This is a genomic window from Roseococcus sp., assembly GCF_965227005.1.
GTDB lineage: Bacteria > Pseudomonadota > Alphaproteobacteria > Acetobacterales > Acetobacteraceae > Roseococcus.
Genome location: NZ_CBDDFJ010000008.1, coordinates 101,342 through 116,288, shown reverse-complemented (window position 1 = coordinate 116,288; position 14,947 = coordinate 101,342). Strand labels below are relative to the sequence as shown.

Below are 14,947 nucleotides of genomic sequence, written 5' to 3'. Positions count from 1 at the left end.
TCGACCGGGGGGGGGGGTGCGCCTCAATGCATCATGAGCACCGGCATGTCCGCATCGCGCAGCACGCGCTGCGTGAAGCCCCCGAAGACCATCTCGCGGGCCCGGCTGTGGCCGTATCCCCCCATCACGAGAAGGCTCGCCCCGGCCTTCGCCGCGGCGGCGAGGAGAACATCCGCCGGCCTGCCGCCGCCGGCGGCGAGATGGCGCGCGGCCACATAGGGCGTGTGCCGGCTCAGCGTGGCAACCAGGCGTTCGCAGGAGCCCTCGGTGGCGTCGTCCGCGCCTTCATCCACCGTCAGCACCAGCACTTCCGTCGCCCGTGTGATGAAGGGCATGGCCGCCGCCACGGCCCGCGCCGCCTCGGCCGTGTCCTTCCACGCCACCACGACGACGTCGTGCAGGCTGGCCGGCGCCGCGCGCGGCGCCAGCAGGAGCGGCCGGCCGCCCTCGAAGAGCACCTGCTGCAGGAGCGCCATGGCGACGTCCTCGCCGCGCCAACGCCCGCTCACGATGAGATCCGCCGTGCGGCCATACCGGGCCAGCCAGCGCGCCGCGTCTCCGACCTGGACCGTGAACGCCGCCGCGTCGGACGTCAGGCCCTCGGCCAGCTGGAGCGCGGCGACCTCCGCGCGCGCCTTCGCCTCGCCCTCCGCGCCCATCCGTTCGAGGGTATCCATCAGCTCGCCCGCGGCGAAGCCGCCCGCGCCATCCATCGTGGCCAGGCCGGCCACCGCCTCGATCGGGTCGGGCCGGGCATGCAGGAATTCGAGATGCGCGTCGAACAGGCGGCTCGCCTTGAGCGCCGTGGCGAAGGTCACCGCATCCTCGGCGGTGCCCGTGGCCGGCACGAGAATCTGCTTGAACATGGACAATCCCTTTCCGGCCCAACCTGGGGCGCGCCTGCTGGCCCGTCCCAGCTTAATCCTCTCGGGACTGACCCGTGACGCGGATCGTCTGCCTAGAGCGGATGTAACGCGCCTTGGCCGACGACGCCCCCTCAGCGCCCCTTGAAGACGGGCGTGCGCTTCTCGTGGAAGGCCTTGAGCCCTTCCTTCAGGTCCTCGCTCTTCTGGCTCGCCTTGGCGCGCTCCAGCGCCCCGGCATGGTCGAATTCCTGGCGCGCGATCTCGTTCAGGCTGCGCTTCACGCCCTGCACCGCGAGCGGCGCGAGCGAGGCCAGGCGCATCGCCAGCGCATCGACGCGGGCATCCAGCTCATCGGCCGGGACCACCTCGGTCAGGTAGCCGATGGCCAGCATCTCGGGCGCGAAGATCTTCTCGGCCGTCAGGAACAGCTTCTTGGCCGCGTTGAGCCCGAGCCGGCTCGCATAGCGCTTCATGCCCGAGGGGTAGTAGTGGATGCCGATGCGCGCGGCCGGCATGAACATCTCGCAGCGCTCGACGCCGATGCGGAAGTCGCAGCACAGCGCCAGATCCGTCGAGCCGCCATAGACGCCGCCATTCAGCCGGCAGATCACCGGGACCTTCAGGTTTTCGAGCATGTCGCCGACCGCCTCGAAGGACGGACCGTCGTCCCGCGCCGTGACCTCGGCGTCCGGGCGGCTGGCGAGATCGCCGAGATGATAACCCGAGGAGAAGGACTTGCCCGTCCCCGTCAGCACCACGACGCGGATCTCGGGATCGGCCTCGATGGTCTGGAAATGCTCGATGAGCTTCAGCAGATCCGGCGGCTCGATGCGGTTGTGCACGGCCGGACGGTTCAGGCGGATGGTGGCGCGCGCGCCCTCGATGGTGAGCAGAGGCGTGGTCGCCTCCGGCTGCATGCCGTCCATGGTCAAGCTCCCTCAATCTTTCGGCGGGCAGGATACGCGAAACGCCCGCTTACGAAAGGGAAGGTCAGACCAGGGCCAGCCCGAAACCCAGCAGGAGCAGCAGCAAGGCGAGCCCCGCCTGCGGCCAGCAGTTCAGCACGCGCTCCAGCCCGTCCGCCGCACGGCCCAGCGGCCCGGCGGCCCGGTGAAACGCCCGCTCGGCGGGGATCAGCACATCGCCCTCCGGCACGGCGGGCAGCCGGCCGAGCAGCGGCACCAGCGCGGCCCCGAGGAGCATCGGCCAGACGGCCTTCCACAGCGCGTCCGTCTTGAACACGTCGGCGAAGCTGCCGACCTCGGTGAAGAGCAGCCAGGGCACGGCCATGGCGGCGGTGGTCATGGCCAGCCAGGGCAGCAGCATGCCCAGGCCCGGCCAGTCGCCCGCCTCCTTCATGCCGGCCGCCAGACGCCGCGCGAAATGCAGCATGAGCAGCGTGGTGCCGCCCGCGGAGATCATCGAAAGCGCGCCGAGCAGCCCGTAGCCGAGCTGATCCTTCACCGCCGCCTTGGCCAGCGCGCCGCCGGTCAGCGGGAAGCCGCCGAAGCTCAGCACCAGCAGCAGCACGGGGATCATCACCGCGACCATCCGCCGGCGCCCCGCCGCATAGGCGACGCCGACCGCGAGGAAGCAGGCGCCCTTCGCCAGCACGTGGTGCGAGGCATAGAAGGCCGCGTCCATCGGCGTGGCCCCCTGCCCGGCCGCGAGGCCCGCGCCGAGCGCGGCCATCACCACGCCCATCTGGCTCACGCTCGAATAGGCCAGCACGGTCTTGGGATTGGCCTGGGTGACGCCGATCGCCACGCCGTAGAAGGCGGTGACGAAGCCCAGCACCGTCAGCGCCTCGCCCAGCACCGGGCCGCCGGCATCCCAGGGCAGGAAGCGGATCAGCCCGATAATGCCGGCCTTCACGATCACGCCGCTCAGCACGGCCGAGGCCGGCATGGGCGCGGCCGGATGCGCGAGCGGCAGCCAGACATGCAGCGGCACCATGCCCGCCTTCAGCCCGAAGCCCAGGATGAGCAGCGCGATGGTCGCCCCGTACCAGGGCGAGGCCGGCAGCGCCGCCATGACGTCCGCGATGGCGATGCTGTCGCCGGGCGAGGCCACCGCGAGAACGGCGAAGCCGAACAGGAGAAAAATCTCGCCCAGCACGGCGAGCAGCAGGTAGATCGAGCCTGCCCGCCAGGCGCGCTCCGTCCGGTCGTGGATGACGAGGCCATAGGCGGAAAGGCTCACCATGGCGAAGGCCAGGTAGAAGGTGACGAGGTCGCCCGCGACGAAGACGCCGAGACTGCCGGCCATGGTCAGCAGCCACCAGCTGGCGAAGCGCTGCGTCGCCAGCTCGCGGGGCAGATAGGCGGCGGCATAGGCCCCGGCCGCGCTCCAGAGCAGGGAGGCCACGCCGAGCAGCAGCGCCGCCGGACGGCCAAGCTCCAGCGTGAAGCGAAGCCGGTCCGCATCCAGCACCATCGGCGGCTCGCCGACGGCGAGGAGCGCGGCGGCGAGGCCCGGCAGCGGCGCCAGCCAGAGCAGGCGCGGCATGCGCCGCCGGACCTCGGCCGAGAGGCAGGCCGCCAGCATCAGCAGCGGCACCAGCATGGTCGCCAGGAGCAGGTCCGCGCTCATGGCCGCCCGATCTCGACCAGCCCGAAGGAATAGAGCGGCAGCATCCCCAGCACGACGGAGATGAGCGCCAGCAGCAGCACCATCTTCTCCTGCAGACCGATCCTCGAGACGGCGACGGGGTTCTCCGCGCCGCGCATGGACGCCACCAGCACGCGGAAGACATAGCCGCCCGTGAGCAGCCCGCCCCCCAGCATCACCACGGCCCACCACCATTGCCCCGTCTGGAGCGCCGATTGCAGCAGCAGCCATTTGGCCGTGAAGCCGCCGCTCGGCGGGATGCCCATCAGCGAGAGCCCGGCCAGGCCGAAGGCGATCAGCGGCACCGGCATCGCCCGCGCGACGCCGCCGAGGCCCGCGATGCGGTCATGCCCCAGCGCATTGGAGATCACCCCCGCCGCGAGGAACATCGAGGCCTTAGCAAAGGCGTGCGAGACCGCCTGCAGCACCCCGCCGAGCCAGGCGCCCGAACCACCCGCCAGCACCAGCGGGAACATGAAGAACAGGTAGCCAATCTGCGCGATGGTCGAATAGGCGATCAGCAGCTTCAGCCGCGCCTGCCGCAGTGCGACGAGGCTGCCGAGCAGGATCGCCATCGCGCCCAATCCCGCGAGCAGCTGCGTCGCCGCCCAGGAGGCTTCCGGCGGCATCACATAGAGCCAGAGCCGCACCAGCAGGTAGAAGGAGCCCTTCACCACCAGCGCGGAAAGCAGCGCGCTGGCCGCGGCGGGCGCGCCCGCATGGGCCGGCGGCAGCCAAAGATGCAGCGGGAAGAGCGCGGCTTTCGCGATCAGCCCCGCCGTCATCAGCGCGGCGGCCAACATGGTGGGTGCGTCCATCCGGACCAGTCCGCGCAGCAGCCCGATGTCGAGCGTGCCGTGGCTGCCATAGAGCAGCGCCACGCCCAGCAGATAAAGCACCGAGCCGAGCAGCGCGAACATCAGGTAGCGCAACGCGGCGGAAATCGTCTCGGCCTTGCCGTCGAGCGCGGCGAGCGGCACGGCCGCGAAGGTCAGCAGCTCCAGCCCGACGAAGAGGTTGAACAGGTCGTTGCTCAGCAGCACGCAGGCCATGGCGGTCCAGAGCGCGAGCAGCAGGCACCAGAACATCAGCTTTCGGCGCGTCTCGGCCTCGCCGGCGGCGGAGCCGAATTCGGCCCGCGCAAAGACCGCCGTGATGCCGAGGATGAGCGTCGTCGTCAGCAGCAGCGCGGTGGACAGCCCGTCGGCCCGCATGGCCAGGCCGAGCGGCGGGGCCCAGGCGCCGAGATGATAGACCAGCGGCTGGCCGCCCCGCAGCAGCGCGGCCGCGATGGCCAGCGCGATCAGGAAGCCGACCGGCGGGGCCAGCAGCGTCAGCCTTTCGGCCAGGCGCGCACCGCCGGCGAAGCCCAGCGACATCGCCACCGCCGGCAGCATGGCGGCGAGCGGCAGCAGCCCGGCTTCAATCATGCGGGGGATCCTCGCGCAGCTTCGCCAGCCGCAGCAGCAGCGCGACGGCGAGCGTCGTGGCCGCGAAGGCCACCACGATGCCGGTGATGATGATGGCCTGCGGCACGGGATCGCCGTCGAAGCCCGCCCCCGCCCCGCGCCGCGCCACCACGCCGAAGACGAGGAAGACCCCGCCCCCCAACAGGTTGAAGGCGAGGATGCGGCGCAACGGCTCGGCATGGGTCAACACGCCGTAAAGGCCGATGCCGATCAGCGCGGCGGCGGTGAGGCCATAGATCGCGGTCTCGCTCATCGCGCGGCCTCCGGCGGGCCGACCAGGAGCAGGACCAGCCCGACCGCGATGGAGAAGGTCAGCGCCGCCTCCACCACCAGGATCAGCGGCTTGGTGAAGCCGGCTGGATAGGCCAGGAAGGCATCGGCCAGGAAGCAGCCCAGCAGCCCGACGGCGATGAAGACCAGCGGACCCAGCACCACCCAGATCCGCAGTTTCCGCGAGCTCACCGCTGGCGGGTGCACCAGCCCCGCCATCCAGGCCAGCACCCACATGGCGGCGAGCACCGTCCCGCCCTGGAAGGCGCCGCCGGGCGCATCGGCCCCGGTCCAGACGATATGCACGCCGATCACCACGCCGATGGGCGGGATGACCTGGGCCGCGAGGCGCAACGCGGGATCGGATCGCAGCGGTTGGGCCGGCCCCGGGATGCCGCCCCAGGCGTCGTCGCCGGCCACCGACCAGACGCCGATCACCGCCAGGACGAGCACAACCGCCTCCAGCAGCGTGTCCATCGCCCGCCAGGCCAGCAGCACGCCGGAGACGGGATTGCCGAGCTCCGTCGCGGCGAGGTTCGCGGCGGCAAGGGGTGCGAGGCTCGGCGCGGGCGTCGGCAGGCTCAGCAGGGCCCAGGCCAGGGCGCCGGAAAGCAGCGCGCAAAGCAGGCCCGTCGCGATCCGCAGCGCCAGGACGGGCATGTCCTTCGCCTCGGCCAGCGCCCGGCCACCCAGCCGGGCCGAGGCGCCGAGCAGCAGAACGCCCCCTGCCCCCGCGCCGACGGCCGCCTCGGTCAGCGCCACGTCCACCGTGCCGAGCCGCACCCAGGCCAAGGAGAGCAGCAGCCCGAAGGCGATGAAGCCGACGACCGCCTCGAAGATGCGTCGGGCGGCGACGGTCCAGAGCGCCAAGGCGATGGCCGACAGTGCCAGAGCGAGGTCGAGCAGGAGCAAAGGGCTCATCGGGAATCCCGCCGCGCGACGCGGGCGATCATCTGGCCGACCGTACCCCCCGCGAACATCGCCAGGGCCCAGACCAGCAGCAGCTTGAGCGCGCCGAGCAGGCTCCCCGCCTGGGGCATCAGCCCAAGCACGATGAGGCCCAGGCCGAGGCCATCGGCCTTGGTGAGCGCGTGCAGCCGGCTCAGCGTGTCGGGGAAGCGCAGCAGGCCCAGCGTGCCCGCCGCCAGGAAGAACAGCCCGGCCAGCACGGCAACCACGGTGAAGGCATCGGCCAGCAGGCTCACTCGCGGCCCTCCGGCGCATGGAGGGCGAAGGCCACCGAGGCGAAGGCCGCGAGCACGGAGAGCGACAGCGCGGCATCCAAGATGGCGCTGTTGCCCAGGCCGGCCGCGAGCAGCAGCAGTGCGGCGATGCCGCCGCTGCCCAGGAGCTGCGCGGCCATCATCCGGTCGGCATCGGTCGGGCCGCGCAGGACGCGCCAGAGCCCGACCAGCACGGTCAGCATCACGCAGCCCGAGATGAAAAGCAGGAACTCAGCCACCGAAGGCCCGCGCGAAACGCGCCTCCTCGCGGGCCATCGCGGCCGCGACGGGCCGGGTGGCGTCCAGGGCATGGACCAGCACGGCCCCCGTCTCATCCTCGCCGGCGGGCAGCGTGCCCGGCTGCAGGCTCGACCAGGTCAGGAAGGCATCGCGCAGGCTGGATCGCGGCGCATAGGGCACGAAGCCCGGCCGGAGGCGCAGATCGAAGGCGCGCCGGGCGACCTCGGTCCCGGCCAGAAGCGCCTGCAACGGAAAGCGCAGCAGCAGCCCCGCCAGGGCCAGAGGGCGCGGCCGGTAGATCCCGACCGGCAGCAGACGCAGGCTGAACCAGGTGGCGAGGGCGGCCGTGGGAATCCCCACGGCCAGATCCTTGCCGCCGGCCTCGCCGATCACGATCCAGACCGCCAGCAGCCCCGCGAACCGCAGCAGAGCCGCGGCCATGTCACCCGGCCTTCGCGGGCTGCGGCTCACGCGCCCGGAACCAGGCGACATAGAGCGTGGGCAGGAAGACCAGCGTCAGCAGGGTCGCGACCAGCAACCCGCCCATGATGGCGAAGGCCATCGGCCCCCAGAACACCGTCGGCGCGATGGGGATCATGCCCAGCACGGTCGAGATCGCCGTCAGCATCATCGGCCGGAAGCGCGAGGTGCTGGCGGCCACGACGGCCTCCCAGATGCCCATGCCCTCGGCGCGGTCGGCCTCGATCTGCACGATGAGGATGACGGCATTCTTCGCGATCATCCCCAGCAGCGCGAGGATGCCCAGGATGGCCACGAAGCCCAGCGGCTGGCGGAACATCAGCAGCGCGGCGACGACGCCGATCATGCCCAGCGGCAGCACCGCCACCACCATGGTCAGGCGCTGGAAGCTCTGAAGCTGGAACATCAGCGCGGTCAGCATCAGCACGATCATCAGCGGCACCACGGCGGCGACCGAGGCGCTGGATTCCGCGCTCTCCTCGGCGATGCCGCCGGTGTCGACGCGATAGCCTTCCGGCAGGGAGGCATTCAGCTCGGCCATGCGCGGGGCGAGCTCGTTCACCACCGTCTCCGGCAGCACGCCGATGCGCACGTCGGCCTGCACGGTCAGCGTCGGCACCCGGTCGCGCCGCCAGACGAGCGGGTATTCCTGTTCGTATTCGAAGGTGACGAACTGGCTGAGCGGCACCGAGCGCCCGCCCGGCAGCGCCACCTGCATGGAGCGCAGATTGGGGAGCGACAGCCGCTCCTCCGCCGTCGCGCGCGCCACCACGTTGATCAGGTAGATGTCGTCGCGCAGCTGGGTCACCACCTGCCCGGTCACGGCCGCGTTCAGCGCGGCCGAAACCTGGGCCGAGCTGAGGCCGAGGATCCGCGCCTGGTCCTGGTCCACCCGCACGCGCAGCTGGCGCGAGGGCTCCATCCAGTCGAAGTTCACATGCCGCGCGCCCCCGGCGGTGGCGACGACCTGCGCCACGCGGAGCGCGATCTCGCGCACCTGCTCGAGGTCGGCGCCGTTGACCCGGTACTGGATGGGCCAGCCGACGGGCGGGCCGAGTTCCAGCGGCGAGACGCGGGCGATGACGTTGGGGAACTCCTCCGCGAGCTTGCGCTCCAGCCGCAGCCGCAGCCGGTCACGGCCGGGGAGATCCTTCGCCACGACCACGAGCTGCGCGAAGAAGGGGTTCGCCAGCTGGACGTTCAGCGGCAGGTAGAAGCGGATCGCGCCGCGCCCGACATAGGTGCTCCAGCGATCCACATCCGGGTCTTCCTTCAAGGCCGCGTCCAGCAGGCCCGAGAGATCGGCGCTGGCGAAGATGGAGGAATTCTGCGGCAAGGTCAGATCGACCATGAGCTCGGTGCGGTCCGAGGCCGGGAAGAACTGCTGCGGCACGAAACGGATCGCGAAGATCGCCAGGGCGAAGATCGCGAAGGTGAGCGGAATGGTAAGGAACTTCCGCCGCATCGCCCCCAGCAGCAGGCCGGTATAGAGGCGCATCATCAGCCCGACCTTCTCCGGCCCGGCATTCGCGACGACCTTGGGCGCCTTGAGGATGGCGAGGCCGATCAGCGGCGCGAAGAGCACGGCGACGAACCAGGAGACGATCAGCGAGATGCCGACCACCGCGAAGATCGAGAAGGTGTACTCGCCGGCGGAGCTGGCCGCGAAGCCGATCGGCACGAAGCCCGCGATGGTGACCAGCGTGCCGGTCAGCATGGGGGCGGCCAGGGTGCGATAGGCGAAGGTCGCCGCCTGCTCCTTGGTGTCGCCCTTGCCCAGGCGGCGGATCATCGCATCCACCGTGGTCATCGCATCGTCCACCAGCAGCGTCAGCGCGATGATCAGCGCGCCCAGCGAGATGCGCTGGAGGTCGATACCGGCCAGCGACATGAACGGAAAGACGATGGCCAGCGTCAGCGGAATGGAGAGCGCCACCACCGAGCCCGGCCGGACGCCGAGGCTCACGAAGCTGGCGACCACGATGATCAGGATCGCCTGCCACAGGCTGTCCGTGAAATCATTGATGGCCGTGTCCACCGTCTCCGCCTGGTCGGCGACGAGGTGCGGCTCGATGCCGACCGGCAGCTCGGCCGTGATGCTCCGCATGGCGGCCCGGATGTTGCGCCCCAGGGCCAGGATATCGCCCGAATCCCGCATCGCGATCGCGACGCCGATGGAGGGCCGGCCGTTCACGCGGAACATCGGCTGCGGCGGATCGGAATAGGCGCGGCGGACCTCGGCGATGTCGCCGAGCCGGATGATCCGGTCGCCGACGACGAAGTTCACGGCGAGGATGTCGGCCTCGTTCTCGAAGGCGCCGGAGACGCGGATGGTCAGCCGCTCGTCGCCCGTCTGCACCACGCCCGCCGGCCGCACCACGTTCTGCGACTGGAGGGCGGCGATCAACGCCTGGAAATTGAGACCGAGACCAGCGAGCCGCTCGGTCGAGAACTCGATGAAGACCTGCTCGTCCTGCGCGCCGAGAATCTCGATCTTGGAGACGTCGGGCACCAGCAGCAGGCGCGAGCGCACGGCCTCCACCTGGTCGCGCAGCTCGCGATGGGTGAACCCGTCGGCCGTGAAGCCGTAGATGATGCCGAAGGTCTGGCCGAAATCATCGTTGAAGCCCGGGCCGATCACGCCCTGCGGCAGCTGACCGCGCATGTCGCCCACGCGCTTGCGCACCTCGTACCACATGTCGGACACGACGGCCGGCGGCGTGGAGCCCTTGAGGTTCACGAAGATCGTGGCGAGGCCCGCGCTGGTATAGCTGCGGACGTCGTCGACGTTCGGCGTCTCCTGCAGCGTGCGCTCGATGCGCTCGGTCACCTGCTGGAGCGTCTCCTCCAACGTCGCGCCCGGCCAGGAGGCCTGCACGATCATGGTGCGGAAGGTGAAGGCGGGATCCTCGTTGCGGCCCAGCTTCATGAAGACCAGGCAGCCCGCGATGACCGCGACCAGCATGAAATAGACCATCAGCGACTTTCGGCCGATGGACCATTCGGAGAGGTTCGGCCCGATCACGACGCGGCGCCGAGCAGGCGGACCTTCTGGCCCGGGCGTAGCGCCTGCACGCCCGCCGTCACCACGATATCGCCCGCCATGAGGCCGGAAGAGACGACGATGCCCGCCGGATCGAAGCGCGCGACCTCGACAGGGCGCAGCGAGACCGTCTGGGCCGCGGCATCGACGATCCAGACCGCCGGATTGCCCTGGATGCGCGTCAGCGCGCTGGCCGGGATCTCAAAGCCCTCGCCGCCGCCGATGCGCAGGCGGCCCGTGACCGTCGAGCCCAGGCGCAGACCCGGCGGTGGCTCGGCGAGCCCCACGCGCACCTGGAAGGTGCCGGTCACGGCATCGGCGCGGGGTGCGACCTCACGCACGCGGCCCACGGCGCGGATGGCGGGATCGGTGGTCAGGGAGACGTCGATGACCGGATTTTCCGGTGCGCGGTCCTTCACCGAGGCGGGCACGCCGAAGACGGCGTCGCGTCCGCCCTCCTGCGCGATCACCAGGATCATGCGGCCGGGCTGCACCACCTCGCCGGGCTCGGCGCCGCGGGCGGTCACCGTGCCGTTGGAATCGGCGACGAGATCCGTGTAGCCGAGGCGGTTCTCGGCGATCTGCACCTGGGCGCGGGCGGAATCGGCGGCCGAGGTCGCGGCCTGGAGCTGCTGCGTCGCCTCGTCGTAGCGCACGCGGGTGGTGAAGCCGCTGGCCAGAAGCTGGCGCTGGCGCGAGTAGTTGTTGCGCGTCTCCACGACACGGGCATTGGCCGCCTGGAGCGTCGCGCGGGCCGAGCGCAGGCCGCTCTCCTCGTTGTCGCGATTGAGGCGGGCCACCACCTGGCCCGCCGTCACGCGGTCGCCGACATTGACCGAGCGCTCGACCATGCGTCCGTCGATGCGGAAGGCGAGGTTCACATCGGTCTCGGCCTGGATGGTGCCGGTGAGCGAGATGACCTCGCCCGCGGCCCGTCCCTCGACGGTCATGACGCGGACGGGCCGGATGTCCGGCGCGGCGACGGGCGTGCCGTCGTCGCAGGCGGTCAGCGACCCCAGGAGGAGGAGCCCGATGGCTCCGGTGCGTGCGGCCGACAGCATGGTCATCCCCCAGGATTTGTCGCGGCACCCCGCCCCAAAGGGACATGGCGCCGCAGATGCGGGACCGGCCAGGGCACCGCCCAGATCGGTTAGCGCGTGGGCGCGGCCGGGGGATCAGTCTTGTATCCCAAGGCTACGCAACACGTCCCAATCTCACTCACGGGCGCGGTGGGATCACGGCTTCGATCCGCTCCATGAGATAGCTGTAGAAGGGATTCCAGGAGATCCGGGCGAGGGAATCCATGGCCAGGATCAGCACCCCCACCTCACCATGGGCCGCGAGGCCGCCCAGGCTGACGCCGAATTCCGGCTCCGGGCCCGGCTGGTTGCCGTAGAGCGAATCCTCCGGCGGGAAGGGCAGCGCGACGTGGGACAGCGAATAGACGTCGCGCGGGTAAAGCAGCCCCAGGCGGCGCGTCACCTCCTCCGTGGCGCCGGCGGCGGTCGTGCGTTCGACCACCTCAGCCTCGTCCTCGCTGGCATTGGTGATGAAGGTCAGCCGCCAGTTGCGCGGCGCGGCCGGCACCATGCGCGCCAGCACCGTGTCGAAGGCCGGTCGCAGCAGCGGGCCGAGCTTGGTGTTGCGATTGCGGTCGAAGAGCACGAGCTCGCTGCCATTGGCGGGGAGCTGCTCGTAGAGCGAGGAGATCACCGCGCGCGTGGAGACGGTGAAGTCCATCACCGACTGGAAGGTCAGGACGGGCGCAAGCTGATCCAGCCGTCCGGCGCGCGAGAGCGTGCGGATCTGCTGCTGGAGCGCCTGGGTCAGGCGGTGCGACTGGCGCGCCCCGTTCACCGGGAAGGAGTTGTACTTGAAGGGGTTGAACTCGGGCACGCGGCTCAGCCACGCGGCCTTGGCGAAGGACGGCAGGATCGCGGGCAACGCGGCCAGGCCGGCGAAGCGGGCGAAGGCGGTGATGCCGATCATGGGCGAGATCAGCACCAGGCGATCGGGCCGCGTCAGGCGCGGATCCTCGATGGCGTCCAGCGCGTATTTCATGGCCAGTGCGCCGCCATTGGAGAAGCCCAGCATATGGATCGGCGCGTCCGGCCCCACGCGGCGGCGGGCCTCGCGCATGGCCAGGCGCGTGGCCGCGCTCCAGTCCTCCCAGGCGGTGTCGGTCAGGGCAGAGGGAACGGTGCCGTGGGCCGGCACGCGAAGGCCGATGGCGACGAAGCCGTCATCGCGGTAGCGCGCGGCGATGTGGCGCGTGCTGTAGGGGGAATCCGTCAGGCCATGCAGCAGGACGATCGCGCCACGCGGCGGCCCTTGCGGCTCAAGAACGTAGGAGCGGTTCCAGTCCTGCGCGAAGTGCCCCGGATAGACGGGGCTTTCGGCGTAGTAGCGGTTGTCGACCGTGCGGCGCTCGGGCGGCAGGTGGTCCGTCACCTCGCGGCGCACCTGGTCGAAGGTACGCTGCTCGGCGGCGAGATAGCCGGCCCAGTCGAGCTGGTCGATGCGTTCGGCATGCAGGTCTTCCGGCACGAAGCTGTGCCAGAGTTCGAGCGGCGGGCCGCGCTGGCTGTCCACCGCGCGGATGACGAGGAAGGCGGCGAAAGCACCCGCCGCCAGCAGCGAGAGCCGCTTCGTCCACTTCAAAGTCCAGCGACTCATCGCATTCCCCAACTAGATTTCCGCAGGGCGCCCGTCAGCCACGACGGTCGCGGGCGGCCTGCGCGTTGCGGCCCGCCTGAGACACGCTGCCGATGCGCCCGCCGGTGATGATGCCACGGCGGTGGTCGCCTGGAAGTGGGCGCATCCCGGCATGCGTCGTCTCGCCCGCGCCGGGGTGATGGACGGCCTCCTGCCCGCGCCGGGCCAGGGCCCCGCGCAGCGCGGCGCTGGCGCGCTCGCGCTTTTCCTCGGCGCGGAGATGGCCGATCCGCGCATTCACCCGCTTCAGACCGCGCGCGAAGACCTGCTTCTTCTCCGCCATCGACCGCTCACCCGCACTTTCGGTCGCGCTGCCGCGCGCCTCCGCCTTGCCGCGATGAATGCGCCGGCGCTCGCGCATCGTGTCGCGCATGCGGCCGTGCTGCGATCGCAGCCAGCGGGCGAGGCTCACCAGATCCTCGGAGCCGAGCTCGTCCAGCTCAGGATAATGGCTGCGAATAACCTGACCGATCTCGTCCTCGGCCAGCAACCGGCGTTCGGTCGCGAATGTGGCACCCATGTCGTCTTCTTCCTTCCAAAAAACGTCGTTGAATCGACGCCGTCCTTCCTTCGCTCAAAACGATCCCACCAGGGTCCCCAGCAGGATCACGACCGCGAGCGCGACGAGCGCGCCGACGATGCAGGCCATCACGATGTCGATGTAGCTCTGCTTGTGCGTGGTGCCGCAAACCGCGAGAAGAGTCACCACCGCGCCGTTATGCGGCAGGCTGTCCAGCGTGCCCGCGCCGATCACCGCCACGCGGTGCAGCAGGCCGGGATCGATCCCCTGCTCCGCCGCGATCTGCATGTAGGTCGGCCCCAGCGCGTCCAGCGCGATGGTGAGCCCGCCCGAGGCCGAGCCGGTCAGCGCCGCCAGAACATTGGTCGCGACGGCGAGCGACACGAGCGGCCCGCCGCCGATGCCCAGCACCCAGGCGCGCACGAGTTCGAAGGCGGGCATGGCGGCCACCACGGCGCCGAAGCCCACGAGGCTCGCCACCGCGAAGATCGGCAGCACGGCGGCATTGGCGCCGGCATCCATGGTCGCGCGCACGGAGGGCAGCCGGCGCGCGCTGCAGGCCAGGATCACCAGGATCGCTGCGGCCAGCGCCACCGCGACCGACCAGACGCCGGCCACGGCCGCGAGGCTCGTGCCACCCCAGCGCGGCTCCGCCAGGAACGCCGCGTCGAAGCGCGGCAGCACGAAGAAGGACATGACGAGGTTCACCATCACCACCACGAAGAGCGGCAAGGCGGCGACCAGGATGGAGGGCTCGCCGGGCGCGTGCGCGCTGCGATGGGTTTCGGCCGGATCGAACTCGTGGGCGACCGTGGCGCGCTCGCGCACCAGCGGGCTGTCAGCAGCCGCGTCCACCGGGGCGGGCGTCACGTCGCCGAAGCCCTCGCCTGCCGCGCGCGCACGGGCCTCGGCCCGGTTCAGCCACCACAGGCCGAAGCCGAGCATGATCGCCGAGGCGATGATGCCCAGCCCCGGCGCGGCGAAGGGCGTGGTGCCGAAGAAGGGCATCGGGATCGCGTTCTGGATCGCCGGCGTCCCCGGCAAAGCGGACATGGTGAAGGTGGAGGTGCCGAGCGCGATCGCCGCCGGCATCAGCCGCCGCGGCACGCCGGCCGCCTGGAACAGCGCCATCGCCATCGGCGTCAGCACGAAGATCGCGACGAAGAGGCTGACGCCGCCATAGGTCACGGCCGCGCCCGCCAGCACCACCGCCAGCACGGCCCGCCGCACACCGAGCTTCGCGGTCATCCAGCTCGCGATGGCGGAGACCGCGCCGCTGTCCTCCATCAGCTTGCCGAAGAGCGCGCCCAGCAGGAACAGCGGGAAGAACTGCGCCACGAAGCCGGAGGCGCTGCCCATGAAGGTCTGCGTCCAATGCGCCAGCAGGGGCTCCCCGGCGAAGGCGGCGGCGATGAGCGCCGCGACGGGCGCCAGGAGCAGGACGCTCCATCCGCGGAAGGCGAGCCAGACCAGCAGCGCCAGGCCAGCCAGAATTCCGAGAAGGCCCACGG

14 protein-coding genes are annotated in these 14,947 nt (G+C 70.8%); all 14 read right to left on the bottom strand.

The features are described from left to right. Positions 1 to 23: 23 nt before the first annotated feature. Positions 24 to 866: a universal stress protein gene (locus ACO057_RS04105; RefSeq protein WP_421989079.1), complete on the bottom strand. Its 843-nt coding sequence runs from the start codon at positions 864 to 866 to the stop codon at positions 24 to 26. Positions 867 to 997: 131 nt separating this feature from the next. Further along, complete coding sequence (locus ACO057_RS04100) at positions 998 to 1,792, bottom strand: enoyl-CoA hydratase/isomerase family protein (protein WP_421989078.1); 795 nt, start codon at positions 1,790 to 1,792, stop codon at positions 998 to 1,000. Positions 1,793 to 1,856: 64 nt separating this feature from the next. Continuing rightward, positions 1,857 to 3,458 (bottom strand): complex I subunit 5 family protein, encoded by a 1,602-nt coding sequence (locus ACO057_RS04095; RefSeq protein ID WP_421989077.1) that lies wholly within the window; start codon positions 3,456 to 3,458, stop codon positions 1,857 to 1,859. Then, on the bottom strand, positions 3,455 to 4,906 hold the full coding sequence (locus ACO057_RS04090) for a complex I subunit 5 family protein (RefSeq protein ID WP_421989076.1): 1,452 nt from the start codon (positions 4,904 to 4,906) through the stop codon (positions 3,455 to 3,457). The genes ACO057_RS04095 and ACO057_RS04090 overlap by 4 nt, the downstream gene beginning before the upstream one ends. Continuing rightward, positions 4,899 to 5,198, bottom strand: a complete 300-nt coding sequence (locus tag ACO057_RS04085; RefSeq protein ID WP_421989075.1) for an NADH-quinone oxidoreductase subunit K — start codon at positions 5,196 to 5,198, stop codon at positions 4,899 to 4,901. The genes ACO057_RS04090 and ACO057_RS04085 overlap by 8 nt, the downstream gene beginning before the upstream one ends. Continuing rightward, positions 5,195 to 6,136, bottom strand: coding sequence for an MnhB domain-containing protein (locus tag ACO057_RS04080; protein ID WP_421989074.1), 942 nt, complete (start codon positions 6,134 to 6,136; stop codon positions 5,195 to 5,197). The genes ACO057_RS04085 and ACO057_RS04080 overlap by 4 nt, the downstream gene beginning before the upstream one ends. Beyond that, entirely contained in the window at positions 6,133 to 6,420 is a 288-nt protein-coding gene (locus tag ACO057_RS04075; protein ID WP_421989073.1) for a cation:proton antiporter, read from the bottom strand. Before ACO057_RS04075 ends, ACO057_RS04080 begins: the two co-directional genes overlap by 4 nt. Beyond that, positions 6,417 to 6,677: a monovalent cation/H+ antiporter complex subunit F gene (locus tag ACO057_RS04070; protein WP_421989072.1), complete on the bottom strand. Its 261-nt coding sequence runs from the start codon at positions 6,675 to 6,677 to the stop codon at positions 6,417 to 6,419. Before ACO057_RS04070 ends, ACO057_RS04075 begins: the two co-directional genes overlap by 4 nt. Further along, complete coding sequence (locus ACO057_RS04065) at positions 6,670 to 7,119, bottom strand: Na+/H+ antiporter subunit E (RefSeq protein ID WP_421989071.1); 450 nt, start codon at positions 7,117 to 7,119, stop codon at positions 6,670 to 6,672. The genes ACO057_RS04070 and ACO057_RS04065 overlap by 8 nt, the downstream gene beginning before the upstream one ends. Before the next feature lies 1 nt (position 7,120). Then, on the bottom strand, positions 7,121 to 10,183 hold the full coding sequence (locus ACO057_RS04060) for an efflux RND transporter permease subunit (RefSeq protein ID WP_421989070.1): 3,063 nt from the start codon (positions 10,181 to 10,183) through the stop codon (positions 7,121 to 7,123). After that, positions 10,180 to 11,268, bottom strand: coding sequence for an efflux RND transporter periplasmic adaptor subunit (locus ACO057_RS04055; protein ID WP_421989069.1), 1,089 nt, complete (start codon positions 11,266 to 11,268; stop codon positions 10,180 to 10,182). Before ACO057_RS04055 ends, ACO057_RS04060 begins: the two co-directional genes overlap by 4 nt. A gap of 151 nt (positions 11,269 to 11,419) precedes the next feature. Further along, positions 11,420 to 12,877: an alpha/beta hydrolase gene (locus tag ACO057_RS04050; RefSeq protein WP_421989068.1), complete on the bottom strand. Its 1,458-nt coding sequence runs from the start codon at positions 12,875 to 12,877 to the stop codon at positions 11,420 to 11,422. A 34-nt stretch (positions 12,878 to 12,911) separates the two neighbouring features. Beyond that, positions 12,912 to 13,436, bottom strand: coding sequence for a hypothetical protein (locus tag ACO057_RS04045; RefSeq protein ID WP_421989067.1), 525 nt, complete (start codon positions 13,434 to 13,436; stop codon positions 12,912 to 12,914). A gap of 54 nt (positions 13,437 to 13,490) precedes the next feature. Next, positions 13,491 to 14,945, bottom strand: coding sequence for a GntP family permease (locus tag ACO057_RS04040; protein WP_421989066.1), 1,455 nt, complete (start codon positions 14,943 to 14,945; stop codon positions 13,491 to 13,493). Positions 14,946 to 14,947: the final 2 nt, after the last annotated feature.

Bases quoted from the DNA above. Each gene is read 5' to 3' on its own strand.
- ACO057_RS04105 (WP_421989079.1), bottom strand. From the start codon at position 866: ATGTTCAAGCAGATTCTCGTGCCGGCCACGGGCACCGCCGAGGATGCG.
- ACO057_RS04100 (WP_421989078.1), bottom strand. From the start codon at position 1,792: ATGGACGGCATGCAGCCGGAGGCGACCACGCCTCTGCTCACCATCGAG.
- ACO057_RS04095 (WP_421989077.1), bottom strand. From the start codon at position 3,458: ATGAGCGCGGACCTGCTCCTGGCGACCATGCTGGTGCCGCTGCTGATG.
- ACO057_RS04090 (WP_421989076.1), bottom strand. From the start codon at position 4,906: ATGATTGAAGCCGGGCTGCTGCCGCTCGCCGCCATGCTGCCGGCGGTG.
- ACO057_RS04085 (WP_421989075.1), bottom strand. From the start codon at position 5,198: ATGAGCGAGACCGCGATCTATGGCCTCACCGCCGCCGCGCTGATCGGC.
- ACO057_RS04080 (WP_421989074.1), bottom strand. From the start codon at position 6,136: ATGAGCCCTTTGCTCCTGCTCGACCTCGCTCTGGCACTGTCGGCCATC.
- ACO057_RS04065 (WP_421989071.1), bottom strand. From the start codon at position 7,119: ATGGCCGCGGCTCTGCTGCGGTTCGCGGGGCTGCTGGCGGTCTGGATC.
- ACO057_RS04055 (WP_421989069.1), bottom strand. From the start codon at position 11,268: ATGACCATGCTGTCGGCCGCACGCACCGGAGCCATCGGGCTCCTCCTC.
- ACO057_RS04050 (WP_421989068.1), bottom strand. From the start codon at position 12,877: ATGAGTCGCTGGACTTTGAAGTGGACGAAGCGGCTCTCGCTGCTGGCG.
- ACO057_RS04045 (WP_421989067.1), bottom strand. From the start codon at position 13,436: ATGGGTGCCACATTCGCGACCGAACGCCGGTTGCTGGCCGAGGACGAG.